Below are 23,386 nucleotides of genomic sequence, written 5' to 3'. Positions count from 1 at the left end.
GCCATCTTGCCATTGCCGCGGCGGGAGCGGTGCCGCAGGCTTGATCACATGAGTGACGACACCACCACCATGAAGACCATCAACCAGGACACCCTCGGCGGCCCCGACGTGCTGCGCGAGGTCGAGGCGCCGCGGCCGAAGCCCGGCATCGGGCAGATCGTGGTCGCCGTGCACGCGGCGGGCCTCAACCCCACGGACTACAAGCACCGCTCCATGGGCCTCTTCCTCGGTGAGCCGCCGTTCGTGCTCGGCTGGGACGTGTCGGGCGTCGTCGAGGCGGTCGGTCTCGGCGTCGCCCTGTTCAAGCCGGGCGACGAGGTGTTGGGCATGCTGCCGTACCCGTACGGGGCCGGTTCGCACGCCGAGTACGTGGCCGGGCCCGCCCGCGCGTTCGTGCCCAAGCCCGCGGAGCTCGGGCATGTGGAGGCGGGCGCGCTGCCGCTGGTCGGTCTCACGGCCTGGCAGGCGCTCGTCGACATCGCCGACGTCCGGCCGGGGCAGCGGGTGCTCGTGCAGGCCGCGGCCGGCGGCGTGGGGCACGTGGCGGTGCAGATCGCGAAGGCGCGCGGCGCGTACGTGATCGGGACGGCGTCGGCCGCCAAGCACGACTTCGTGCGGGGCCTCGGCGCCGACGAGGTGATCGACTACCGGACCGCCGACGTCGTGGCCGAGACCGGGGACATCGACGTCGTCCTCGACACGCTCGGCGGCCAGGACCGGCTGCGCGCCCTGGAGGTGCTGAAGCCGGGCGGCATCCTGGTGTCGCTGCTGCCGGGGGACTTCGCCGACACCGCCGCGCGCGCCGCCGAGCTGGGCGTGCGGGCCACCGAGATGCTCGTCGAGCACGACCAGGCGGGGATGCGCGCGATCCTGGACCTCGTCGGCTCCGGGAAGCTGAAGGTGCACGTGTCCGGTACGTATCCGCTGGCCGAGGCCGCGAAGGCGCACGCGGAGGGCGACACGGGGCGGGTGCAGGGCAAGCTCGTGCTGACGGTGCGGTAGGCCGCACGCCGGGGCCGCCGGTCGGTTAGCGTCGACGTCATGACCAGCGACTCCTTCCTCCGCGCCCTCGCCGACGGGGTGCTCGTGCTCGACGGCGGCCTCTCCAACCAGCTGGAGGCCGCCGGGCACGACCTGAGCGACGAGCTGTGGTCGGCGCGGCTGCTCGCGGAGGAGCCGGAGGCGATCGTCGCGGCGCACCGCGCGTACTACGCGGCGGGCGCCGACGTCGCGATCACGGCGAGCTACCAGGCCACGTTCGAGGGCTTCGCGCGGCGCGGCATCGGGCGCGAGGAGGCCGGTGAACTCATCGCCTCCAGCGTCGAGTTGGCGCGCCGGGCGGCCGGTGGCTTCGACCGGCCGCTGTGGGTGGCGGCCTCCGTAGGACCGTACGGGGCGATGCTCGCCGACGGGTCCGAGTACCGGGGCAGGTACGGGCTGGGCGAGGCGGAGCTGTACGCGTTCCACCGGCCGCGCCTGGAGGTGCTCGCGGGTGCGGCGCCCGACGCGTTCGCCCTGGAGACCGTGCCGGACGCGGACGAGGCGCGGGCCCTGGTGCGGGCGGTGCGCGGGCTCGGCGTCCCCGCCTGGCTCTCGTACAGCGTGGACGGGGCGTCCACCCGGGCCGGGCAGCCGCTGGAGGAGGCGTTCGCGGTGGCCTCCGAGGCCGACGAGGTCGTGGCGGTCGGCGTCAACTGCTGCGCTCCCGCCGACGTCGAGCCCGCGGTGCGGATCGCGGCCCGCGTCACGGGCAAGCCGGTGGTCGTCTATCCGAACAGCGGCGAGGAGTGGGACGCGGGCGCGCGGGCCTGGGCGGGCCGCTCCACGTTCGCACCGGAGCAGGTGACCGGCTGGCGCGACGCGGGCGCCCGCCTCGTCGGCGGCTGCTGCCGGGTGGGCCCCGGCGCGGTGGCCGGCATCGCGACGGCGCTGGAGCGCTAGCCGAGCGGTTCGCGTTCGCCCTGGTCGAGGCGGAACGGCGGGTACGTGTCGGTCATCAGCGCCGCGTACGCGGTCACGCGCGCCGCCCAGCGGTGCAGGCCGATGTTGAGGTCGTACATGCCGCGCGGGTAGCCGCCCGTGAAGAGCAGGGCCACGGCGGCGTAGAAGGTGAGGAGTCCGACGACGCCGCCCGCCGTGCTGGAGCCGCCCACGAGCAGGGACACGAGGAGCAGTTGGGGCAGCACGAGCAGCCAGCCCTTGACGAGGACGAGCCCGCGCGAGAGCCGTTCGGGGCGGGCGACGTCGAGGCGGGCCGGGTAGTCGGGCGCCGGGCCGAGCGTGAAGGGCGGGTAGCGGTCGGTGCCGAGCGTTCCGTACGAGTAGTAGGTGACGCGCCAACTCCAGCGCAGCACACCGAGGTTGAAGTCGAAGAGGGCGCGCGGGTAGCGCGCGGTGATGAGGATCGCGAACCAGGCGATCACGGTGCCGACGGCGAAGCCGACGAACAGCAGGGCCAGCACGAGGAAGTGCGGCAGCGCGAGGAGCCACTTGACGAGCCACAGCCAGCGTGACGGCGCCGGGTCGTAGTCGGCTTCCAGCGTGACCGGGCTCGCGGGCTCCGCGGCCGCCAATAGCGTCTCGGTTTCGGTCATGTCCGTCGTGTACGGCGATTTCGGCCCGCGCACAAGGAGACGGGCGGTGTCCGTTTCGTACAAGACCGGTCACGGTGGCGCTGCCTACGGTGGGCCGCATGAACGAGATCCGTATCCACATGGACGCCATCGGCGTCGCCACCAGCGATCTGACCGCGACGCTCGCCTTCTACCGCCGCCTCGGCCTCACCTTCCCGGACGGCGCCGAGCAACTCCCCCACGTGGAAGCGGAGTTGGCGGGCGGCATCCGCTTGATGTTCGATCCGGTACCGGAAGCGGGCGAGCGCGGGCGCGGCCGGATCGGGCTCGCCTTCCACTGCGGGGACGCCGCGGGGGTCGACGCGACGTACGAGGACCTGACGGGGGCCGGGCACCATGGCGAGGCGAAGCCGTGGGACGCACCGTGGGGGCAGCGGTACGCCGTGGTGCTCGACCCGGACGGCAATCAGGTGGACCTGTTCGCGCCCCTCACCTGAGCAGCAGCCGGCCGAGCGTGCTGCCGGTCAGGTCCCTGACGTCGCGCGCCAGATGGGCCTGGTCGGTGTATCCGGCGCGGGCCGCGGCCTCCGCGAACGGGACGGCGGCGCGGGCCAGCGCCAGGGCGCGTTGCAGACGCAGCACGCGGGCGAGGGTCTTGGGGCCGTAGCCGAACGCGGCGAGCGAGCGGCGGTGCAGGGTGCGGGCGCCGAGCCCGGTCTCGGCGGCGACCTCGGTGACGGTGCGGCCCGCGCCGAGCGCCCGCGCCACGTGGCCGAGCAGCGGGTCGGGCGGGCCCGCGGCGCCCGCGAGTCGCGCGGCCAGGGCCTCCAGAGCGGCGGCCGGGTCCGCCGCGGCGTCGATCCGCTCGGTCAGCCGCCGCGCCTCGGCGCCCGACCACAGGTCGGCCAGCTCGGCGCGGGTGTCCCGCAGTTCGTGCGCGGGGACGCCGAGGTAGCCGGGCGCGGTGCCCGGGGCGAAGCGGATGCCCGCGTACCGGCGGTCCTCGCCCGCGCCGCCGGGATGGGCCCGGGTGTCGGGGCCCGCGACGAACAGCCGGCCCTCGCTCCAGATCAGGTCCATGCAGCCGTCGGGCAGCACAAGTGCCGCCGCGTCGGTGGCGTCCGCGACGGTCCTGGTCCACACCGTCGCCCCGGGTACCCGCGCCGCCCGTTCCTCGTACGCGCCGCTCATTTCCGGTACTCCTGCGGGCTCACCCCGTACTCCCGCTTGAACGCGGTGGACAGGGCGAACGCGCTGCCGTAGCCGACGCGCCGGGCGATCGCCGCGACCGTGGCCTCCCCCTCGCGCAGCAGATCGGCGGCGAGCGCGAGCCGCCAGCCGGTCAGATACGTCATCGGGGGCTCGCCGACGAGTTCGGTGAAGCGGCGGGCCAGCGCGGCCCGCGAGACCCCGGCCCGCTCGGCGAGTTCGAGGACGGTCCAGGGGTGCGCGGGCGCGTCCTGGATCAGCCGCAGCGCCCGGCCGACGACGGGGTCGCCGAGCGCCCGGTACCAGGCGGGCGCGTCGGCCTCAGGGCGGGAGAACCAGGCGCGCAGGGACGTGATGAGCAGCAGGTCGAGGAGCCGGTCGAGGACGACGTCCTGGCCAGGCCCCTCCCTGCCGATCTCCTCGGCGAGCAGCGGGGTGAGCGGGCAGCGCCACACCTCGGTGGGCAGCACGAGCAGCGGCGGCAGCGCGTCGAGAAGGCGTGCCGTCAGCTCGCCGCGCAGCTGGTAGGTGCCGATCAGCATCCGCGCCGGGGCGTCCGGCGACTCGCCCCACTCCCGTACGCCGAGGTCCCGGTAGCGGCCGACGTGCGCGGCGCCGAGCGGGCGGCACACCTGCCCCGGGCCGATCTCGGCGCGCGGCGCGGTGGCCGGGTCGTCGCAGCAGACGTACGGGGCGGGGCCGCGGGCGATCGCGAGGTCGCCGGGGCGGATGTGCCGGGGCTTGTCCCCCGTGTCCTCCGGCAGGATCCACGCGTCGCCCGCCGCCATGATCATGACGCTGAGGGGTGCCTCGTCGGCGATCCGCACGGACCACGGCGGCTCGAAGCAGGCCCGGATCATGAAGGCCCCGCGCGCCCTCGGCCCGTCCAGGAGCCCTGCGAGTACGTCCATGGGGGCAGCGTAGACGGACGCGTATGGCGGTGAGCGGCTCGGCGATGTCGGCGGGCGGCGCGCGGCGGTGGAGTGGAGGCATGACACAGACGGAGCGGAACACAGGGACGGTGCTGGTGACCGGGGCGACCGGTCGTACGGGGCGCGCGGTCGCCGACGCGGCGCGCGCCGCCGGTCTCGACGTCAGGGCGGCGTCCCGGTCGGGCGCGGTGCGGTTCGACTGGGACGACCGGGGGACGTGGGACGCCGCGCTGCGCGGCGCCGACGGGGCGTATCTCGCGCACCCGGTGGACATCGGCGCGCCGGGCACGGCGCGGGACGTGGGGGCGCTGGCGCGGCGGGCGGTGGAGCTCGGGGTGCGCCGGATCGTGCTCCTGTCGGCGCGCGGCGAGGACCAGGCGCTGCCCGCGGAGGCGGCGGTGCGCGCGTCGGGGGCCGACTGGACGGTGCTGCGGTGCGCGTGGTTCCAGCAGAACTTCAGCGAGGGGCCGCTCGCGGAGCAGGTGCGGGGCGGGGAGTTGGCGTTCGCGGCGCCCGCCGGGCTGCGCGAGCCGTTCGTCGACGTCCGTGACATCGCCGACGTGGCGGTGGCGGTGCTGGCCGAGCCGACGGACCGGTACGTGGGCGAGGTGCTGGAGCTGACCGGGCCGGAGCCGCTGACGTGGGGCGCGGCGCTCGCGGAGGTCGCGGCGGCCACCGGGACTCAGAAGCGCTATGTGCCGGTGCCGGTGCGGGAGTACGGGGCGGTGCTCGCCGGTCTCGGGGTGCCGGCGGAGGAAGTGGCGTTCCTGGTGGAGCTGTTCGGGACGCTGCTCGACGGGCGGAACGCGGCGACGGCCGGGGACGTGGAGCGGGTGCTGGGGCGCGGCCCGCGCCCCTTCCGGGAGTTCGCTGAGCGGGAGGCGGCGGCCGGCGCGTGGAAGTAGCCGGCCGCCGGACCCGGGTCAGTCCTCTTCCTCGCCTGTGCCGGTGGTGCCGTCGCCGTTCTTGCGGGCGTGCGTGCGCAGCCGGGAGGTGACGTCCTCCGGGGGCAGGAACTTGGACCAGCGCTCGGGGAACTCCGACGGCATGCCGGGGTCGTCGCCCTCGTCCGGGTCGTCGGGGTCGTCGTCGAGGAAGTCCGGGTCGAGGGAGCCCGCGGCCTGCTCGGCGGCGGCCGCCGCGCGGAGCCGTTCGTTCGCGGCGCGCGCCGCGCCGGTGGCGACGGACGGCCACACCCGGTCGATCGCCGCGTTCACGGCGGCGCCGACGAGCACCGCGAACGCCGAGACGCCGATCCACAGCAGCACGGCGACCGGCGCGGCGAGCGAGCCGTAGATGGTGGGGCCCTCGATGGTGTTGGTGAGGTAGAGCCGCAGCAGGAAGCTGCCGGGGATCCACATCGCGAGCGACACGAGGGCGCCGGGCACGTCCTCGATCCACGGCGAGCGCACCGGCACGGACACGTGGTACAGCGTCGTCAGGAACGCGATGGACAGCACGAGGACCACCGGCCAGTACAGGATCTGGACGAGCGTCTGCGACCAGGGCACGAGGCCGATCACCGCGTCCGGGCCCGCGATCATCAGCGGCAGCGCGATCGCTCCGACGACCAGTCCCACCAGGAAGAGCAGGAACGCGAGCAGGCGCGTCTTCACGATGCCGCGTACGCCGTCGAGTCCGTACATCACGGTCACCGTGTCCACGAACGTCGACACGGCGCGCGAGCCGGACCAGAGCGAGAGCAGGAAGCCGATGGAGATGACGTCGGGCCTGCCGCCCTTGATGACGTCGTCCAGAATCGGTTCGGCGATCTCCTTGACGCCCTGGTCGGTGAGGACCGTGCGGGAGGCCTCCAGGATGTTGTCGCGGACGCCGGCGATGGTGTCCGCGCCGGTCCAGGTGTCGACGTAGGCGAGCAGCCCCACCAGGGACAGCAGCAGCGGCGGCACGGACAGCAGGGTGAAGAAGGCGGCCTCGGCGGCGAGGCCGAGGATGCGGTACTCCATGCAGGAGTTGACGGTGTCCTTCAGGAGCAGCCAGGCCGTCTTCCGTTTCGAGACGTTGTGGTACAGGACGCGCACCCGGTGGAGGCGGCCGGACGGCGGTTCGGGGGATTCACTTGCTGGCTGCACGCCCCAACGTTATCCGTCGGCACCGGCCGCGTCCGACCTCAGGCCCGGCCTGTGGTGGGCTTTGGGGCGGCGCGGGTAGGTTCGCGAACATGGCAGGCAGCACGCATACCGTCACCAATCAGGTCCCGCCGCTCTCCGGGTACGACGTCTTCTCGTCGGACCGGGCGCTGACCGAGGGGCTGCGCAGGCATCTCGCCCCCGAACTGCGCGAGGAGGCCGAGGCCGACCTCTCGCTGCTCGGCCGCACCGCGGGCTCCGCCCAGGCACAGGAGTGGGGCCGGCTCGCGAACGAGAATCCGCCGCGCCTGCGCACCCACGACCGCTACGGCCACCGGATCGACGAGGTGGAGTTCCATCCCTCGTGGCACCGGCTGCTCGGCAAGGGTGTGTCGTCGGGGCTCACCTCCGCGTGGACCCGGCCGGGCGGCCATCTGCGGCGCGCCGCCGCGTTCCTGGTGTGGTCGCAGGTGGAGGCGGGTCATCTGTGCCCGCTGTCGATGACGCACGCGGCGGTGCCCGCGCTGCGCGCCGAGCCGGAGCTCGCGGCCGAGTGGGAGCCGCGGCTCACGTCGACGGTGTACGACTCCGGGCTGCGCCCCGCCGCCGAGAAGGCCGGGGCGCTCTTCGGCATGGCGATGACGGAGAAGCAGGGCGGCAGCGACGTACGGGCCAATACGACGCGGGCCGTACCGCTGGCCGACGAGGGCGCGTACGCGCTCACCGGACACAAGTGGTTCTGCAGCGCGCCGATGTCGGACGGCTTCCTGGTGCTCGCGCGGGCGGAGGCCGGTCTCACGTGTTTCCTCGTGCCGCGGGTGCTGCCGGACGGCACCCGGAACGCGTTCGCGCTCCAGCGCCTCAAGGACAAGCTGGGCAACCGGTCGAACGCGTCGGCGGAGGTCGAGTTCGACGGGACGTGGGGGCGCCGGGTCGGCGACGAGGGGCGCGGGGTGCGCACCATCATCGAGATGGTGGCGGCGACCCGGCTCGACTGCGTGCTCGGCTCGGCGGCCCTGATGCGGCAGGCGGTGGCGCAGGCGACGCACCACTGCGCGCACCGCGAGGCGTTCGGCGCGAAGTTGATCGACCAGCCGCTGATGACCAACGTACTGGCGGATCTGGCGCTGGAGTCGGAGGCCGCGACGACGCTCGCGCTGCGGCTCGCGGCGGCGTACGAGGACGGTGGCGAGCAGGAGCGGGCGTTCCTGCGGATCGCGGTGCCCGCGGCCAAGTACTGGGTGACCAAGCGCGCCGCGCCGCTGGTGGCGGAGGCGCTGGAGTGCCTGGGCGGCAACGGTTACGTGGAGGAGTCCGGGATGCCGCGGCTGCTGCGCGAGTCGCCGCTGAACTCGATCTGGGAGGGCGCGGGGAACGTGCAGGCCCTGGACGTGCTGCGGGCGTTGCAGCGGGAGCCGGGCGCGCTCGACGCGTTCCTCGTGGAGGTGGGCAGGTCGCGCGGGGCGGACCACCGGCTCGACGCGGCGGTGAAGGACGTGCTGACCGAACTCGGCGACCTGGACGGCATCGAGGCGCGGGCGCGGCGTCTTGTGGAGCGGATCGCGCTGGTGCTCCAGGGCTCGCTGCTCGCGCGGTACGCGCCCGCCGATGTGTCGGACGCGTTCTGCGCGGCGCGGTTCGGCGGCGACAGGGGCGCGGCGTTCGGGACGCTGCCGCACACGCTCGACCTGGCGGCGCTGGTGGAGCGGGCGCGTCCTGAGCTGTGAGCCCCTCAGGGGACGATGACGCGGGGATGGTGCTGCGCCGACACGGCACCATCCCCGCTCATCAGGCCCCCTTGAGGAGCTCGAACACCGCATCGGCGGCGTTGGTCCCAGTTTCAAACCCCGCACGGTTGTTCACCAGGGTTGCAGGGGGTTGCAACGTTCCTCGGGAAGGACCACCCTTGCCGGGGTTCTCAGGGCAGGATGGGCGCATCTCCCCAAACCGAGGTTCCCCGCATGAACAAGGATTCGACGATCGACCTCGCACGGTTGTCCGCCATGGACGTGGCGCACTCGTCCCGCCTGCTCAAGGGGGTGCGTGACGCGACGCTCTCGGGGCTGCGGCCGCAGGTGCGGCCGCGCCCGGTGATCGGCGACTCCTGGCAGCGGATGCTGCGGGGCGGCGTCGACCCGGACCACGACGTCCGCGTGGGGCTGTTGAGCGCGGAGGAGCTGGAGGAGCGGCGGCAGGCGTCCCCGCTGCTTCCGCTGCTCCCGATGCTGCGCGAGGCACTGGTGACGGTGGCCGACGCGGCGCAGCACATCATGGTGATCAGCGACGCCGACGGCCGGATCCTGTGGCGCGAGGGGCACTCGGGTGTGCTGCGGATGGCGGACCGGCTCGGCTTCGAACTGGGCGCGCACTGGGCGGAGGACGTCGTCGGGACGAACGGGATAGGCACCCCGCTGGTGGCCCGCCGCCCCGTGCAGGTGTTCTCCGCCGAGCACTTCGTGCAGTCGCAGCACCCGTGGATCTGCACGGGCGCCCCGGTGACGGACCCGCGCGACGGGCGGCTCCTCGGCGTCGTCGACATCAGCGGGCCGATGGACACGATGCATCCGGCGACCCTCTCGTGGGTGCACTCGGTGGCGCAGCTCGCCGAGGCGCGGCTGCGCGAGCAGTTGCAGTCGGGCCTGGAGCGGCTGCGCTCGGTCGCCTCCCCCGTCCTTGCCCGGATGACGGGGCGGGCGCTCGCGGTCGACGGGTTCGGCTGGACGGCCGCGGTCACCGGGATGCCGCCGCTCGACCGGGTGGCGCTGCCCAAGTCGCTGGCGGAGGGCAGCAGCTGGGTGCCGGCGCTCGGCACGTGCCGGGTGACGCCGCTGCCGGGCGGCTGGCTCCTGATGGTCGACGAGGAGCCCGGCCGGCTGGAGGCGACCCGGATCTCCCTCGACGTGAGCAGGCCGCGCCGCTGGTCCCTCGAGGTGGCGGGGCCCGCGGCCTCCTGGAGCCACGAGCTGAGCCCCCGCCACGCCGAACTGCTGTACGTGCTGGCCCTGCACGCGTCGGGGCGCAGCGCGTCCGAACTGGCCGACGACCTCTTCGGCGACCGGGCGCGGACGGTGACGGTGCGCGCCGAGATGTCCCGGATCCGCCGCTACCTGGGCCCGCTGCTGGCCCACCGCCCGTACCGGTTCGCGGACGACGCGGAGGTCACGGTCCGGCTGCCCGATGACCCGCGGGACCTGCTCCCGCACTCGCTGGCCGCGACGGTGGTCGCGGCGCGGGAATCCGGCGAGCGGCCCTGAGCGTCACCCGGCGAGTTCCAGGAGCTTGATGTACGCGTCGACGTCCCAGGCCGCGCGCCCCACGAACAGGCCGTCGACGCCGGGGAGTTCGAGCAGCCACGGCGCGTTGCCGAGGTCGACGGAGCCGCCGTACAGGACGGCCTTGACGGGGAGTTCGGCGAGCGCCGCGAGGGCGGGGGCGATCTCCTCGGGGCGCGGCGGGCGGCCCTGGGCGCCGATCGCCCACACCGGTTCGTAGGCGAGCAGGACGGCGCCCGGGTCCGACTGGCCTTCGAGTGCGGCCTCGGCCTGGGCGCGTACGACGGCGGCGCCCCGGCCCGCGTCCCTGGCCTCGGCGCTCTCGCCGACGCAGACGAGCGGGGTGAGGCCGTGGCGGAGCGCGGCGGCCGTCTTGAGACGGACCGTCTCGTCGGTCTCCGCGAAGTGGGCGCGCCGCTCCGAGTGCCCGATCTCGACGAGCCGGGCGCCCGCGTCGGCGGCCTGCGGCACCGAGATCTCCCCGGTCCAGGCGCCCTCGTCCTCCCAGTGGGCGTTCTGCACGCCGGTCAGGACGGGCGAGCGGGGGCCGAGAGTGTCGGCGACGAGGCTGACGGCGGTCGCCGAGGGGATCAGGAAGGGCTGCACGCCGTCGATCCCGTCCCCGACGGCGGCCCGCACCCGGGCCGCGTGGCGCGCGGCCTCGGAACGGGTCTTGGTCATCTTGAAGCTGGTCCCGATCCAGCGGGTCATGCGCTCTCCACCTGTTCGTACGTGCTGATGGCAGCGACCTTCGCGGCCGATGCGGAGTGCGGGTCGAAAGTGTAGGTGAGCCACTCCCGGGCGAGCCTGCGGGCGAGTTCGAGGCCGATGACGCGCTGGCCGAGGCAGAGCACCTGGGCGTCGTTGGAGAGCACGGCGCGTTCCACGGAGAAGGAGTCGTGGGCGGTGACGGCGCGGATGCCGGGCACCTTGTTCGCGGCGATGGCGACGCCGAGTCCGGTGCCGCAGACGAGCAGGGCGCGGTCGGCGCGGCCCTCGGCGACGAGGCGCGCGGCGTCGACGGCGACGTGCGGGTAGGCGGTGTCCTCGCCGCCGGGCGTGATGCCCGCGTCGACGACCTCGGAGACCTCCGGGTTGTTCTCGAGGTCGGCCTTGAGGGCCTCCTTGTAGTCGAGTCCTGCGCTGTCGCAGCCGACGACCACGCGCATCGTGCTCATGCGTCCTCCTGCGGGGTGAGTGCCGTGACGATCAGGGCGAAGGAGACGGCTCCCGGATCGGGGGTGCCGAGGGTGCGCTCGCCGTGGGTGCGGGCGCGGCCGAGGCGGGCCGTGGTGCGCGCGGTGTCGTCCGCTGCGCGGGTCGCGGCGGCGGCCGCCGCGGCCCATCCGTCGTGCGGGAGGCGTTCGGCGAAGGGGACGGCGGCGTCGACGAGGGTCTTGTCGCCGGGCCGTGCGCCGCCGAGCCGCACGATCGCGTCGACGGACTCCCGTACGGCGCGCACCAGTTGTGCGTACGTCACCGGGTCGCGGTCGCCCGTGACGGTGCCGGCCGCCGTGAGGGCGGCGCCCCACAGCGCGCCCGATGTGCCGCCCGCCCCGTCCGACCAGGCCTCGCCCGCACGGACCAGGAGGGTGCCGACTCCGGCGCCCGCGGCGAGCGCCCGGTCCGCGGCCTCGCAGGCGGCGTCGGCGCCGCGCCGCATGCCGATGCCGTGGTCGCCGTCGCCACCGACCGCGTCGAGGGCGCCGAGCCGTTCCTCGTGCGCGGCGACGGTGGCGCGGACGGTGCGCAGGGCGTCGGCCGCGCGGGCGGCGGCGCGGCGGGAGGCGGGGCTGCCGGGGTCGGGGGCCGGCGGCCGTGTGGTGGCGGTCTCGGTGAGGTCGTCGGTGCGGTCGGGGCGCGGCGCGATGTGGCCGCGCCGGAACGCGGGGGCGAGGGCGGGGGCCCGCCACAGTTCCGCGAGTTCGTCGTCCTCCTCGAAGAAGGTGAGAGTCAGGGAGAGGCCCGCCATGTCGAGGCTGGTGACGTGCTCGCCGACCTCGGGGGCGACCGCCTCGATCCCGGCGGCGGCGAGCCGCTCCGCGATCCTGCGGTAGACGACGAACAGCTCCTCGTACTTGGTGGCGCCGAGCCCGTTGAGCAGGACGGCGGCGCGCCGCGCCCCGTCGGGGGCCTCCTTCAGCACGCCGTCGAGGAGCCGGTCGGCGATGGTGTCGGCGTCGGTCAACTCGGCCTCGTCGAGGCCCGGTTCGCCGTGGATGCCGAGGCCGAGGGCCATCCGGCCGGGAGCCACGGAGAAGAGGGGGCGGGGCGCGCCGGGGAGGGTGCAGCCGTCGAAGGCGTATCCGAGGGTGCGGGTGGCGGCGTTGGCGCGGCGGCCGATCTCCTCGACCTCGTCGATCCGCGCGCCGCGTTCCGCCGCCGCGCACATGATCTTGAAGACGGTCAGATCGCCTGCTATGCCACGGCGTTGGGAGGGGTCGGGGTGCGAGGCGAGGTCGTCGGTGACGGTGAGGACGCGGGCGTCGACGCCCTCGGCGCGCAGGCGTTGCGCGGCCTGGCCGAAGTGCAGGACGTCGCCCGCGTAGTTGCCGAAGCCGAAGAGGACTCCCCCGCCGTTCTCCGCCGCGCGTGCCACGGACGCGATCTGCCCGGCGGACGGGGACGCGAAGATCTCGCCGCAGGCGGCGCCGTGCGCGAAGCCGGGTCCGACCCAGCCGGCGAACGCCGGGTAGTGGCCGCTGCCGCCGCCGAGCACGACGGCGACCTGTCCCGGCGGGGTGGCGGAGGCGCGGACGACGCCGCCGTGCACGGGGCGTACGAGGTCGGCGTGCGCGGCGGCGAAACCGCCGATGGCCTCGCGGGCGAAGCGGCGGGCGTCGTTGGTCAGCGGTGCCATCCGGATCACTCCCCGAGGCGGGCGCGCAGGACGCGCCGCAGGTAGTCGCGGTTGGCGGCGGTGACGCCGAGCCCGTCGCCGCCGTAGTGCTCGACGCAGATCGGGCCGTCGAAGCCGTGGTCGAGGGCCATGGCGAGGGCGTCGCGGTAGTTGATGAGGCCGCCCTCGCAGGGTGCCGGGTGCGTGAAGTAGGCGCCGGTCGCCAGGTCGTGGTCGCGGTAGTAGTTCTTGATGTGCCAGTAGTTGGTGTGCGGAAGCGTCTTCTCCAGCATCGTGCGCCAGTCCTCGACGGGACGGTGCAGGCGTATGAGGTTGCCGATGTCGGGGTTGAGGCCGACGTTCGGGAGTCCGATGTCGGTGACGAGGCTGACCGCGCTGTCCGCGGTGCCGAGGTAGGTGTCCTCGTACATTTCGAGGGAGAGGCGGATGCCGTGCTCCGCGGCGCGCTCGCCGAGTGCGCGCAGCCGGGTGACCGCGCGCTCCCAGGTGGGGAAGTCGCCGACCGGGTCGGTGGCGCCCTGCTCGTGCCAGAACCACAGGGCTTCCTGCTGGGTCTGGGTCAACTCCCGGTGCAGGCCCACCGATACGACGCCGGTGCCGAGGTCGGCCGCCGCGTCGATGGTGCGCAGCAGGTACGCGAGGTGGGCGCGGGCCGCGTCCTCGTCGGGGTCGATCACGCTGCGGCGGACCGCGGAGATCGCGGTGGCGCCGAGGCCCGACTCCTTGAGCACACGGGCCAGTTCGGCCCTGCGGTCGGCGTCGAGGTCGCCGGGGCGCACCCAGCTGTCGGTGAGGTCGACGTGGTCGAAGCCCTCCCCCGCCACCTCTCCGAGCACCGCGCTCCACTGCTCGGCGGGCGCGTCGTGGGCGTCGGGGAACTGGAGGAGGGCGGCCCCGATGGGCCAGTCACGGGCGGTGGGTGCGGACTTGGTGGTGCTGCGGGGCATGGGCGACTCCCTCGTCGGCCGGGCGATCCACGCTGAGAACTCACGCTGGCAATCCCTGATGAATCGTAGACCCTATAGGATCTATTCGGTCCGCGACAGACTGTCCGCACCTCCCCCTCGGATAACCTGGACGGCGAAATGAGCCCGAAGAGCACGCACCCGCAGAGCCCCACCTCGCCCCTCGTGGCACGCCGCGCGCTGCGCGACGGGGTCTACGACGCGATCCTGGAGAAGCTGCTCGACGGCTCGACGCCGCCCGGCTCCTCGCTCGGCATCGACTCGCTCGCCCGTGAGCTGGGCGTCTCCCCGACTCCGGTGCGCGAGGCCCTCGTTCAGATGGAGCACACGGGCCTGGTCAACCGGGTCGCGCTCAAGGGCTACAAGGTGGCGCCGCCGCTCTCCCCGGAGCAGGTCACCGAACTCTTCGACGCCCGCATCATGCTGGAGCTCGGCGCGGTGGAGCGGGCCGTGGCGCACGCCGACGACCTGGTGCCGGAGCTGCAGGCCGCGCACGCCCGGCACGTGCTGGCCGCGCACCGGGTGCGCAAGCTGCGCGGCGGCGACGCGACCACGACCGACAACTCCGATCTGCGCGAGTACTTCGCGGCCGACTGGGCCTTCCACCTGCTGATCATCCAGGCGGCGCAGAACCGGTTCATGGCGCAGATGGCCGAGTCCCTGAGCGCTCACGTGCACCGGATGCGGCAGACCGTGGACCACGGCACGTTCGACATCGACCAGGCCATCGCCGAGCACACGGCGATCCTCGCGGCCTTCGAGTCGGGCGACCCCGAGGCGCCGGCGCGGGCCATGCGCACGCACCTCGAAGGCGTCCAGCGGCGCTCGCTCGACGACGCGTAACCACGGAACATCAACTTCCGGCCCGGCGGGGGCAATTCGCGCACGCCTCTTGTCACGGCTCGTCCGGCGCACCTACGGTCACGGCCATATCCCATAGGATCTCGGATCCGCAGGAAGGTCGACGATGACGTCACCACTGCGTGCGGCGCGCCGGCTCGCCGGAGTCACGGCCCTGGTCACCGCACTCACCTCGTGCACCTTGCTCAACGCCACCCCCGAAGTGCCGAAGGACTGGCATCCGCGGGGTTCGGTCTCCGCCCTCGTCGCGTTCGCGCCCGGCGGCGGCAGCGACCGCTCCGCGCGCGTGATGGCCCAGGGCCTCAACGAGCTCGACGGCGGCTACCACGTCAACGTCGAGAACAAGGAAGGCGGTTCGGGCGCCGTCGGCTGGGCCGGCTTCCTCGCCGAGAACGGGAACGGCAACGCGCTGCTCGTCGCGGAGGGCGCCCTCAACACGCTCCCGCTCGTCTACGACGTGCCGTTCACGTACAAGTCGTTCACGCCGCTGATGATGTTCGCGGAGGACTCCCGGATCGTCGTCGCCCGCAAGGACTCCCCGTACAAGACCTGCCCGGACGTGGTGAGGGCCGCGCGCGAGAAGCGCGTCGTCACCGGGTCCAGCGGAAAGACCGGCGCGGACGCGCTGGTGATCGGCAAGTTCAAGAAGCAGGGCGGGAAGTTCGGGGTCGTGCCCTACGGCTCGACCGGCGAGGTGCTCACCGGACTGCTCGGCAAGCAGATCGACATCGCGCCCTCCAGCGCCTCCTCCGCCAAGCCGTACCTGCAGAGCGGCGACATGAAGGCGCTGTGCACCATGACGGCGAAGCGCTACGACGACCCCGTGCTCGGCAAGGTACCGACCGCGAAGGAACAGGGCCTCGACGCCGAAGTCACCTTGTGGCGCGGGGTGTTCGCGCCCGCCGGGATCGACGACGTACAGCGCAGGTACTGGATCAGGGCGCTCGACCGGGCCATGAAGTCGAAGGCGTACCGCGAGTACCTGAAGGCGGACATGCTCACGCCCGCGCACCGCAGCGGCCCGGCGTTCGCCGCGTACCTCAAGACGTACGACGCCCAGGTGAAGGAGGACCTGAAGTGACCACCCCGACTCCTGCGCGGGCGCGCCGCCCCGTCCTCGTCGCGTACGGCGCGCTCACCGCGCTCGGCGCCCTGTTCTTCGCCGGCTCCTTCGCCTACCCGTGGACCCAGCCTGAGGACGGCACGATCGGCGCGGGCGTGATGCCGCGCACGGCGGGCCTGCTGCTCGCCGTCCTCGGGCTGCTGCTGGTGCGTCAGGAACTGCGTACGGGCTCGGTGCTGGAGGGCGACGGGCACGTCGAGGGGGCGGCGGAGGCCGACGCCGACGAGGCGCACCGGGTGCGCACGAAGCTGATCGTGGTCGTGGTGACGATGGTGGTCACCGCGCTGCTCGTGCCCTTCCTCGGACTGCTTCCCGCGCTGACGCTGATGACGCTGTTCCTCACGGCGGTCGTGGAGCGCCAACCACTCGCGCGCAGTGTGCTCGTCGCGGCGCTCGTGTTCGCCGTGTCCTACCTGCTGTTCATCACGATCCTCAGCATTCCGCTGCCGTTCGGTCTCTTCGACCCCGCCGTCTGGAGCCAGCTGTGATCGACCATCTCGTCACCGGATTCGGTGCCGCGCTCAGCCCGGAGAACGTGCTGTGGTGCTTCGTCGGCGTGCTGCTCGGCACCGTCATCGGGATCCTGCCGGGCCTCGGCTCGGCGACCGGCGTGGCCATCCTCATCCCGGTCACGCTCACCTTCTCGCCGCTCACCGCGCTGATCATGCTGGCGGGGATCTACCACGGCGCCCAGTTCGGGGCCACGATCACCGCGATCCTCATCGCGACGCCCGGCGAGGCGTCCTCGGTGGTCAGCACCTTGGACGGCTATCGCATGGCGCGGGCGGGCAGAGCCGGGCCCGCGCTCGCGATCTCGGCGCTCGGCGCGTTCGTCTCGGCGATGGTGTCGCTGGTCGCGCTGATGGCGGTCGCCCCGTTCTTCGCGAACCTGGCGCTGGACTTCGGGCCGCCGGAGATGCTCGCCGTGATGATCCTCGGCCTGTGCACGATCGTCGTCTTCTCTGGCCGCAATCTGCTGCTGGGCATGGCACTGGGGCTCACGGGGGTGCTGATCGGCTGCGTCGGCGTGGACGGCGGCAGCGGCACGCCCCGCTACACGTTCGGGCAGATCGATCTGTTCGGCGGCATCCCGTTCGTCGAGGTCATGATCGGCCTGTTCGCGATCGGCGAGCTGCTCAACCAGCTGCACATCGGCATGGCCGAGCCGATCCGCGCCCGCTTCCGCGACCTCCTCCTCACCAAGGAGGACCTGAAGCGCTCCGCTGCGCCGACCGCGCGCGGCACCGTCCTCGGCTTCCTCCTCGGCTGCCTGCCCGGAGCGGGCACAACGCTCGCGTCGTTCATGGCGTACGGGGCGGAGAAGCGGTTCTCCCGCAACCGCAAGCAGCTCGGCACGGGCGCCATCGAGGGCGTCGTCGCCCCGGACGCGGCCACCAACTCCGCGTCCAACGCCAACTTCGTGCCGACGCTCGTCCTCGGCGTCCCCGGCGGCGCGACGACGGCGGTGCTCCTCGGCGCGTTCCTCGTCTACGGCATCCAGCCCGGCCCGCTGCTCTTCGAGAACCAGCCGGAGCTGGTGTGGGGCCTGCTGGTCTCCTTCTTCATCGGCAACCTGCTGCTCCTGATCCTCAACCTGCCGCTCGCGCCCGTCTTCGCCCAACTCCTGCGCGTGCGCTACGCGTTCCTGTATCCGCTGATCATCGTGACCTCGCTGATCGGCGCGTACTCGGTGAAGAACAGCATGTTCAGCATCTGGATCGTGCTGTTCTTCGGGCTGGTCGGCTACGCGATGAAGCGGCTCAACTTCCCCGTCGCGCCGCTCGTCCTGGGCCTCGTCATCGGCCCGCTGTTCGAGAAATCGCTGGTGCAGACGTCGGCGCTGTCGGGCGACGACTCGCTGCTCATCCTGCACAGCCCGGCCGCCGTCTCCATCCTGCTGCTCGCCGTCGTGCTCGTCGCGGGGCCGCCGGTGGCGCGGCGGCTGCGCAGGACCCGCACCGCCCCCGAGGCCGCCGCGCCGGCCGCCGAACCCAAGACCCCGGAGAAGACCTCATGAACACGCACACCTCTGAACGCCCCCGTGTGGCCGTCACGTTCGGCGATCCGGCCGGGATCGGGCCCGAGCTGGTGGCCCGGCTCCTGGACGACCCGAGGACCCGCGAGTCGGCCGACCTCGTCCTGCTCGCCGACGAGGAGGAGCTGCGCTCGGCCGGCGAGGACGCGGGCGTGGACCTGGACTGGGCGCGGGAGCTGCTGCACCCCGGACCCGCGCCGGAGCGCCCGGCGGGCGGTTTCCAGCGGAAGGCCGCGACGGCGGAGGGCGGGCGCTGGGCGCTCGGCCACCTGAGGACCGGGCTCGACCTGGCGCGGGCGGGCGAGGTCGGCGCGATGCTGTTCGCGCCGCTCAACAAGTCGTCGCTGCACTGGGCCGGGATGACGCAGAGCGACGAACTCCGCTGGTTCGAGGAGGTGTTGGGCGTCGACTCCTTCACCTCCGAGCTGAACGTGGTGCCGGGCCTGTGGACCGCGCGTGTCACCTCGCACGTGTCCATCGCGGACGTCGCCGCCGGCATCACGCACGAGCGAGTGACGGCGGCGGGGCGGCTGCTCGACCGGGTGCTGCGCGGGGCGGGGGTCGAAGCGCCGCGCATCGGGGTGTGCGCGCTGAACCCGCACGCGGGTGAGAACGGTACGTTCGGCCGGCACGAGCTGGACATCATCGGTCCCGCGGTCCGCGGCCTGCGGGACGCCGGGCTCGACGTCGACGGCCCCTTCCCCTCCGACACGATCTTCCTGAAGGCGCGGGCCGGGGAGTTCGACGGGGTGCTCACGATGTACCACGACCAGGGCCAGATCGCGATGAAGCTGATGGGCTTCGACGGAGGCGTGACCATCGCGGGCGGGCTGCCGATCCCGATCTGCACGCCGGCGCACGGCACCGCGTTCGACCTGGTCGGCCGGGGAGCCGCGAACACGGGATCCATCCGGAACGCGTTCGAGTTGGCGGTGCGGTTGGCGCGGCGCTGACGAGGTCGCGGCCGGCCGCCCCCGTACGCTCACGTGTTCGCTACAGTCCGCACCCATGGTCTTTACATGGATCAAGCCGAGGACGCGGCGCGTGTACCGGACGCCGCTCACGCCGCACCAGTTGTGGATGGTGTCGCTGAGCGCGCCCGTGCGGGTGGGGAGGGACGCGTCGCGGACGACGCTGCATCCCTTCACGCGCGTCGACGAGGACAAGGCGCGGCGGCGGCTCGTCGAGCAGTGGGAGACCGGGAGCAGGGACGAACTGATCGTGCGGCTCGGCGCGCTCGCGAGGTCCGGCTTCCGGGGGCAGGCGCGCGCCCGGCTCGGCGTCGAGCCGCTGGCGTGGGACATCGCCCTGTACGCGGACATGGTCCGGTGCGGCTTCGCCGCGGGCCTGATCCCCGAGGCGGACGCCTGGAACCTCCTGAAGAACGTGGTGCCGCGAGTGGCGGGCACGTACGACACGTGGCAGGAGTACGGCGCGCACTACCTGCTCGGGCTCGGCGTCTGGCGCGAGGGCGTCCGGGGCACTCCGTCCGAGGCGCTGCTGCCCGCGCAGGACGTCGCGGAGGCGCACGTGGCGGCGCTGCTCGACCCGGCGAACCGGCGGAGTCCGTGGCGTCGGGCGCCGCTCGACGTCATCCGGCGGCCGGACAGGCGCCCCGAGTAAGCTGGCGGACCCCCGTACAGGATCAAGTGGAAGAGAAGTCGTGGTGGGCGTGGGTGGACAGGCCGGGCAGACCGACGAAGGGGCCGCGTCCACGCCGTCGGACCTGCGGCACCTCGCGGTGGAGCTGCGCCGCCTGAACAGCGAGCTGACCCGCGTCGTGCACGGCTTCGCGACCGGGCAGGGCCTGCACCCCACGGACGTCCAGGCGCTCGCCGTGGTCCTGGACGCCACGGAACCCGTCACCCCGAGCGTGCTGCGGCGCCGCCTCGGCCTGACGTCCGGCGCGGTGAGCGCCTGCGTGGACCGGCTCGAGCGCGCCGGTCATCTGCGGCGGGTGCGGGAGAGCGCGGACCGGCGGGTGGTGCACCTCCAGTACGTGCCGGGGGCGCAGGCGCGGGCGCGCAGGTACTTCGGGCCGCTCGCGGAGGCCGCGGACCGGGTGCGCGGCGACTTCAGCGCGGCGGAGCTGGACGTCGTGGTGCGGTTCCTCGGCTCGCTCAACGAGGAGCTGGGCGCGGTGGAGAGCCCGCGCGCCTAGGCGTTGCCCTCAACACCTGTAGGCCGCATCCAAGGACCCGGCGCGAGCCGAAGGAACGACGTGTGCCACCATCCATTTAGCTCAATGATTGAGATACTTTCTGATTGAGCTTTCCGGCCGCCTTCCTTGGGAGAACCATGCCCCGCACCCACCGACGCGCCCGCTGGCTCGTGCCGATCGTCCTGCTCTTCGGCTGGCTCGCGATCGGCGGCACGTTCGGCCCGTACGCGGGAAAGCTCGGCGAGGTCGCCACGAACGACCAGGCCGCCTTCCTGCCGCAGGGCGCCGAGTCCACCCGTGTGATCGACGCCCAGCGCGCCTTCAGCGAGGACGAGACACTTCCCGCGGTGGTCGTGTGGACCGCCGACGGCGGCGGCGACCTGGGCAGGGGCCAACAGGGCGCGGCGACCCGCGCGTTGGCCTCCCTCAAGGGCGATCCCGGCATCGTCGGCGAGGTGTCGCCCGCCCTGCCGTCCGACGACGGCGAGGCCTTGCAGGGCGTGGTGCAGCTCCGCCCCGACCTGGGCGACGAGCTGGCCCCGACGCTCGACGACATCAGGACCGCCGCCGAGAAGGTGCCGGGCGCGAAGGTCGACGTCGCGGGCCCGGCGGCGAGCCAGGCCGATCTGTCCGACGCGTTCGCGGGGATCGACGGGCTGCTGCTCTCGGTGGCCCTGGTGACGGTCCTGGTGATCCTGATCCTCGTCTACCGCAGCGTGCTGCTGCCCTTCGTGATCATCATCGGGGCGGTGCTCGCGCTCGGCGCCGCCTGCGCCGTCGTCTACGCCCTCGCCGACCAGGACGTCGTCCGCGTCGACGGGCAGGTGCAGGGCATCCTGTCGATCCTCGTCATCGGCGCCGCGACCGACTACGCGCTCCTCCTCACGGCCCGCTACCGCGAGGAACTGGCCACCCGCGACGACCGGTTCACCGCGATGCGGGCTGCGCTGCGCCGCTCCACCGGGGCGATCGTGGCGAGCGCCGCGACCGTCGCGCTCGGCCTGCTGGCGCTGCTGCTCAGCGACCTCACCAACAACCGCGCGCTCGGCCCGGTCGGCGCCATCGGCATCGCCTGCGCCGTCCTGAGCACGCTCACCTTCCTGCCGGCCGCCCTGGTGCTGCTCGGCGGCGCCGCGTACTGGCCCGCGAAGGTGCGGGCCGACGACGGGTCGGGCGCCGGGCACGGCCTGTGGCGGCGCGTGGCGCGGGCCGTGGAGCGGGCGCCGCGCCGGATCTGGGCCATCGCGCTCGCCGGTCTGCTGGTGTGCGCGGCGTTCGCGCCGACCCTCACGTCGAAGGGCGTGCCGCTCGACGAGATCTTCGTCAACGACGCGCCGTCCGTCTCCGCGCAGGAGACCCTGGCGAAGCACTTCCCCGGCGGCTCGGGCAACCCGGCCGTGGTGATCGCCGACGCCGACCACGCGGACGAGGTCGTCTCACGGTCCGAGAAGGTCGACGGCGTCGCGAGCGCGACCGTCCTGAGCGAACAGGGCCGCCCCGGCGGCGGTCCGGCCCGCGTCGTCGACGGCACGGTCCGTGTCGACGTCACGCTGAAGGACCCGGCGGACAGCGACGCGGCCAAGGAGGCGGTCGCCGACCTGCGCACGACGCTGCACGCGATCGACGGCGCCGACGCCCTCGTCGGCGGGTACACCGCGCAGCAGTACGACACCCAGAACACGGCCGAGCGCGACCGCATGCTGATCGTGCCGGTGGTCCTCGCGATCATCCTGGTGATCCTGATCGGCCTGCTGCGCTCGCTGGTGATGCCGCTGCTCCTGGTGGCGACGGTGGCCCTCAACTTCGTGGCCACCCTGGGCATTTCGTCCCTGGTCTTCCAGCACGTGTTCGGCTTCACCGGCACCGACGCGTCCGTCCCCCTGTACGGCTTCGTGTTCCTGGTGGCGCTCGGCGTCGACTACAACATCTTCCTGATGTCGCGGGCCCGCGAGGAGTCCCTGGAGCACGGGGTCCGCGACGGCATCCTGCGGGCGCTCGTCGCGACGGGCGGCGTGATCACGTCGGCCGGCGTCGTCCTCGCCGCGACGTTCGCCGCCCTCGGCGTGATCCCGCTCGCCTTCCTCGTCCAGATCGCGTTCATCGTGGCCTTCGGCGTCCTCCTGGACACCCTGGTCGTCCGCTCCCTCCTGGTCCCGGCACTGGTCCGCGACATCGGCCCGAAGTCCTGGTGGCCGGGCCGCCTCAGCCGCGCCGAGGACGGCGACTGAGAGGGGGCCGCCCGCTGGGTGACCCGGCCATTAGCGGTCGGGGCGCTCCCGGGTCAAGGGCCCGGGCGGGACCGACGTGTGCCCCATCGGCGGGTTACCTCCCGGGTCCCGGCGGCGCTATGCCGGAGTGATGCGGCAGCGAGGGCCGCTCGGCAGAAGGCGAGGCACCCCACCATGGCCGGCACATCAGCCCCCAAGGGAAGGCCGCGGCACACCGCCGCGGATTCCCATTTCCGCATCGCCGACGAGGCGACCTTCGGAAAGATCACCGAGGACGCGCGGTACGCGGCCGCCGCGTACTTCTACCTCGAACTGGACAGCCTGGTCTGCTGTGCCCGCGCGGTCGCCGCCGACTTCTTCGCCCGCCCCCACCTCTACACCGACCTCGGCGCACCCCCGCTCGGCGCGCGACTCGCCGAACTGCACACGCGCTGCGGGAGCGACGAGCGCATCCCGTCGCAGGAACAGCGCGACGCGATCTATCTCCCCCTGTTCGGTCGCGCCGCGCACTCCGGCGACGACGGCCAGGGCGATTTCCCGCGGCTGCGCGACGCGCTGATCTCAGCGGCCGCCGCATACGCCGAGCGGGTCTTCGACACCGGGGAGGAGATGCTGCGCGAGCGGGTCCGCACCGAGCACCGGCCACTGCGCGACTACCTCCAAGGGCTCTCGGGCGACTCACTCGAGTGGAGCGCGGGGCAGGCCCTGGCGGGGATCGCCCGGGACCGGGCCTATCCCGTTCTGCGCAGTCCGGGCGTGTGCGCCGTCTTCGGCGTCTCGACGCCACCGGGCGAGGGCTGGCCGTACGCCCCCGACGCCAACGGCGACAAACTCGTCGAGGAGATCACCACCCAGCTCCGCGGCGACCGGGCACCGCTCACCCGCGAGCAGTTCAGTCACCAGCAGCGGGCCGCAGTACGCGGCGCAGAGGCCCTGATCGCGGTCATCGACTACACGGAGGACGGCTCCGCTGAACAGCTGACCAGCCTCATCACCCGCTGCTACACCTGGGGCTCGGCCCTTCGCAGCCTCCACCCGGCCCCGCCGCGTTCCACGCCCGCCCTCCCCGAAGGCTGA

At 73.4% G+C, this 23,386-nt stretch carries 23 protein-coding genes; 15 read left to right on the top strand and 8 right to left on the bottom strand.

What is annotated here, in order from left to right; translation table 11 throughout:
- Nucleotides 1-48: 48 nt before the first annotated feature.
- Complete coding sequence (locus ACTWJ8_RS29485; RefSeq protein ID WP_443260718.1) at nt 49-1,002, top strand: NADP-dependent oxidoreductase; 954 nt, start codon at nt 49-51, stop codon at nt 1,000-1,002.
- Between the two features lie 39 nt (nt 1,003-1,041).
- Complete coding sequence (mmuM, locus tag ACTWJ8_RS29480; protein WP_443260717.1) at nt 1,042-1,941, top strand: homocysteine S-methyltransferase; 900 nt, start codon at nt 1,042-1,044, stop codon at nt 1,939-1,941.
- On the opposite strand, the gene ACTWJ8_RS29475 is transcribed toward mmuM, so the two are convergent.
- Nucleotides 1,938-2,594 (bottom strand): DUF4389 domain-containing protein, encoded by a 657-nt coding sequence (locus ACTWJ8_RS29475; RefSeq protein WP_356378796.1) that lies wholly within the window; start codon nt 2,592-2,594, stop codon nt 1,938-1,940. The genes mmuM and ACTWJ8_RS29475 overlap by 4 nt on opposite strands.
- A gap of 98 nt (nt 2,595-2,692) precedes the next feature.
- Between ACTWJ8_RS29475 and ACTWJ8_RS29470 the strand changes: the two genes are divergently transcribed.
- Nucleotides 2,693-3,070 carry a VOC family protein gene (locus tag ACTWJ8_RS29470; protein ID WP_443260716.1) on the top strand — a complete coding sequence of 126 codons (378 nt, stop codon included), beginning with the start codon at nt 2,693-2,695 and terminating at the stop codon, nt 3,068-3,070.
- Here the strand turns inward: ACTWJ8_RS29470 and ACTWJ8_RS29465 are convergent.
- Nucleotides 3,063-3,764 (bottom strand): helix-turn-helix domain-containing protein, encoded by a 702-nt coding sequence (locus tag ACTWJ8_RS29465; protein ID WP_443260715.1) that lies wholly within the window; start codon nt 3,762-3,764, stop codon nt 3,063-3,065. The two genes, ACTWJ8_RS29470 and ACTWJ8_RS29465, sit on opposite strands and share 8 nt — an antisense overlap.
- Nucleotides 3,761-4,693 (bottom strand): cupin domain-containing protein, encoded by a 933-nt coding sequence (locus ACTWJ8_RS29460; RefSeq protein WP_443260714.1) that lies wholly within the window; start codon nt 4,691-4,693, stop codon nt 3,761-3,763. The genes ACTWJ8_RS29465 and ACTWJ8_RS29460 overlap by 4 nt, the downstream gene beginning before the upstream one ends.
- Nucleotides 4,694-4,773: 80 nt before the next feature.
- Between ACTWJ8_RS29460 and ACTWJ8_RS29455 the strand changes: the two genes are divergently transcribed.
- Nucleotides 4,774-5,619 (top strand): NmrA family NAD(P)-binding protein, encoded by an 846-nt coding sequence (locus ACTWJ8_RS29455; protein ID WP_443260713.1) that lies wholly within the window; start codon nt 4,774-4,776, stop codon nt 5,617-5,619.
- A gap of 18 nt (nt 5,620-5,637) precedes the next feature.
- Here the strand turns inward: ACTWJ8_RS29455 and ACTWJ8_RS29450 are convergent, their stop codons facing one another.
- Nucleotides 5,638-6,807: a YihY/virulence factor BrkB family protein gene (locus tag ACTWJ8_RS29450; protein ID WP_356378782.1), complete on the bottom strand. Its 1,170-nt coding sequence runs from the start codon at nt 6,805-6,807 to the stop codon at nt 5,638-5,640.
- A gap of 89 nt (nt 6,808-6,896) precedes the next feature.
- On the opposite strand from ACTWJ8_RS29450, the gene ACTWJ8_RS29445 reads away from it, so the two are divergent.
- Both ACTWJ8_RS29445 and ACTWJ8_RS29440 read left to right on the top strand, forming a co-directional pair.
- Entirely contained in the window at nt 6,897-8,531 is a 1,635-nt protein-coding gene (locus tag ACTWJ8_RS29445; protein ID WP_356378779.1) for an acyl-CoA dehydrogenase family protein, read from the top strand.
- A gap of 234 nt (nt 8,532-8,765) precedes the next feature.
- The gene (locus ACTWJ8_RS29440; protein WP_356378776.1) at nt 8,766-10,058 is read left to right on the top strand and encodes a helix-turn-helix domain-containing protein; all 1,293 of its coding nucleotides are present in this window, start codon (nt 8,766-8,768) and stop codon (nt 10,056-10,058) included.
- Nucleotides 10,059-10,061: 3 nt separating this feature from the next.
- On the opposite strand, the gene ACTWJ8_RS29435 is transcribed toward ACTWJ8_RS29440, so the two are convergent.
- Genes ACTWJ8_RS29435 through ACTWJ8_RS29420 form a run of 4 tightly spaced genes read right to left on the bottom strand, consistent with a single transcriptional unit; the run spans nt 10,062 to nt 13,883 of the window.
- Nucleotides 10,062-10,787 carry a triose-phosphate isomerase gene (locus ACTWJ8_RS29435; protein WP_356378773.1) on the bottom strand — a complete coding sequence of 242 codons (726 nt, stop codon included), beginning with the start codon at nt 10,785-10,787 and terminating at the stop codon, nt 10,062-10,064.
- Complete coding sequence (locus ACTWJ8_RS29430) at nt 10,784-11,254, bottom strand: ribose-5-phosphate isomerase (protein WP_356378770.1); 471 nt, start codon at nt 11,252-11,254, stop codon at nt 10,784-10,786. Before ACTWJ8_RS29430 ends, ACTWJ8_RS29435 begins: the two co-directional genes overlap by 4 nt.
- Nucleotides 11,251-12,936, bottom strand: coding sequence for a dihydroxyacetone kinase family protein (locus ACTWJ8_RS29425; protein ID WP_443260712.1), 1,686 nt, complete (start codon nt 12,934-12,936; stop codon nt 11,251-11,253). Before ACTWJ8_RS29425 ends, ACTWJ8_RS29430 begins: the two co-directional genes overlap by 4 nt.
- Nucleotides 12,937-12,941: 5 nt before the next feature.
- Nucleotides 12,942-13,883 (bottom strand): sugar phosphate isomerase/epimerase family protein, encoded by a 942-nt coding sequence (locus ACTWJ8_RS29420; protein ID WP_443260711.1) that lies wholly within the window; start codon nt 13,881-13,883, stop codon nt 12,942-12,944.
- Nucleotides 13,884-14,021: 138 nt separating this feature from the next.
- On the opposite strand from ACTWJ8_RS29420, the gene ACTWJ8_RS29415 reads away from it, so the two are divergent.
- The 9 genes from ACTWJ8_RS29415 (at nt 14,022) to ACTWJ8_RS29375 (ending at nt 23,386) form a co-directional block, all read left to right on the top strand.
- Nucleotides 14,022-14,744, top strand: coding sequence for a GntR family transcriptional regulator (locus ACTWJ8_RS29415; protein ID WP_443260710.1), 723 nt, complete (start codon nt 14,022-14,024; stop codon nt 14,742-14,744).
- Nucleotides 14,745-14,868: 124 nt separating this feature from the next.
- Nucleotides 14,869-15,843, top strand: coding sequence for a tripartite tricarboxylate transporter substrate binding protein (locus ACTWJ8_RS29410; RefSeq protein WP_443260709.1), 975 nt, complete (start codon nt 14,869-14,871; stop codon nt 15,841-15,843).
- Entirely contained in the window at nt 15,840-16,373 is a 534-nt protein-coding gene (locus ACTWJ8_RS29405; RefSeq protein WP_356378756.1) for a tripartite tricarboxylate transporter TctB family protein, read from the top strand. The genes ACTWJ8_RS29410 and ACTWJ8_RS29405 overlap by 4 nt, the downstream gene beginning before the upstream one ends.
- Nucleotides 16,370-17,902, top strand: a complete 1,533-nt coding sequence (locus ACTWJ8_RS29400; protein ID WP_443260708.1) for a tripartite tricarboxylate transporter permease — start codon at nt 16,370-16,372, stop codon at nt 17,900-17,902. The genes ACTWJ8_RS29405 and ACTWJ8_RS29400 overlap by 4 nt, the downstream gene beginning before the upstream one ends.
- Complete coding sequence (locus ACTWJ8_RS29395) at nt 17,899-18,873, top strand: 4-hydroxythreonine-4-phosphate dehydrogenase PdxA (protein WP_443260707.1); 975 nt, start codon at nt 17,899-17,901, stop codon at nt 18,871-18,873. Before ACTWJ8_RS29400 ends, ACTWJ8_RS29395 begins: the two co-directional genes overlap by 4 nt.
- Before the next feature lie 55 nt (nt 18,874-18,928).
- Nucleotides 18,929-19,543: a DUF1266 domain-containing protein gene (locus ACTWJ8_RS29390; RefSeq protein WP_356378747.1), complete on the top strand. Its 615-nt coding sequence runs from the start codon at nt 18,929-18,931 to the stop codon at nt 19,541-19,543.
- 43 nt (nt 19,544-19,586) lie between these two features.
- A complete protein-coding gene (locus ACTWJ8_RS29385) occupies nt 19,587-20,081 on the top strand; it encodes a MarR family winged helix-turn-helix transcriptional regulator (RefSeq protein ID WP_443260706.1) in 495 nt (164 codons plus the stop codon).
- Nucleotides 20,082-20,218: 137 nt separating this feature from the next.
- The gene (locus tag ACTWJ8_RS29380; RefSeq protein WP_443260705.1) at nt 20,219-22,309 is read left to right on the top strand and encodes an MMPL family transporter; all 2,091 of its coding nucleotides are present in this window, start codon (nt 20,219-20,221) and stop codon (nt 22,307-22,309) included.
- A gap of 174 nt (nt 22,310-22,483) precedes the next feature.
- Complete coding sequence (locus tag ACTWJ8_RS29375) at nt 22,484-23,386, top strand: hypothetical protein (protein WP_443260704.1); 903 nt, start codon at nt 22,484-22,486, stop codon at nt 23,384-23,386.

The sequence above is a fragment of the Streptomyces sp. SDT5-1 genome (genome assembly GCF_052245995.1).
Classification (GTDB): domain Bacteria; phylum Actinomycetota; class Actinomycetes; order Streptomycetales; family Streptomycetaceae; genus Streptomyces.
This window is presented reverse-complemented; position numbering and strand designations above follow the sequence as displayed.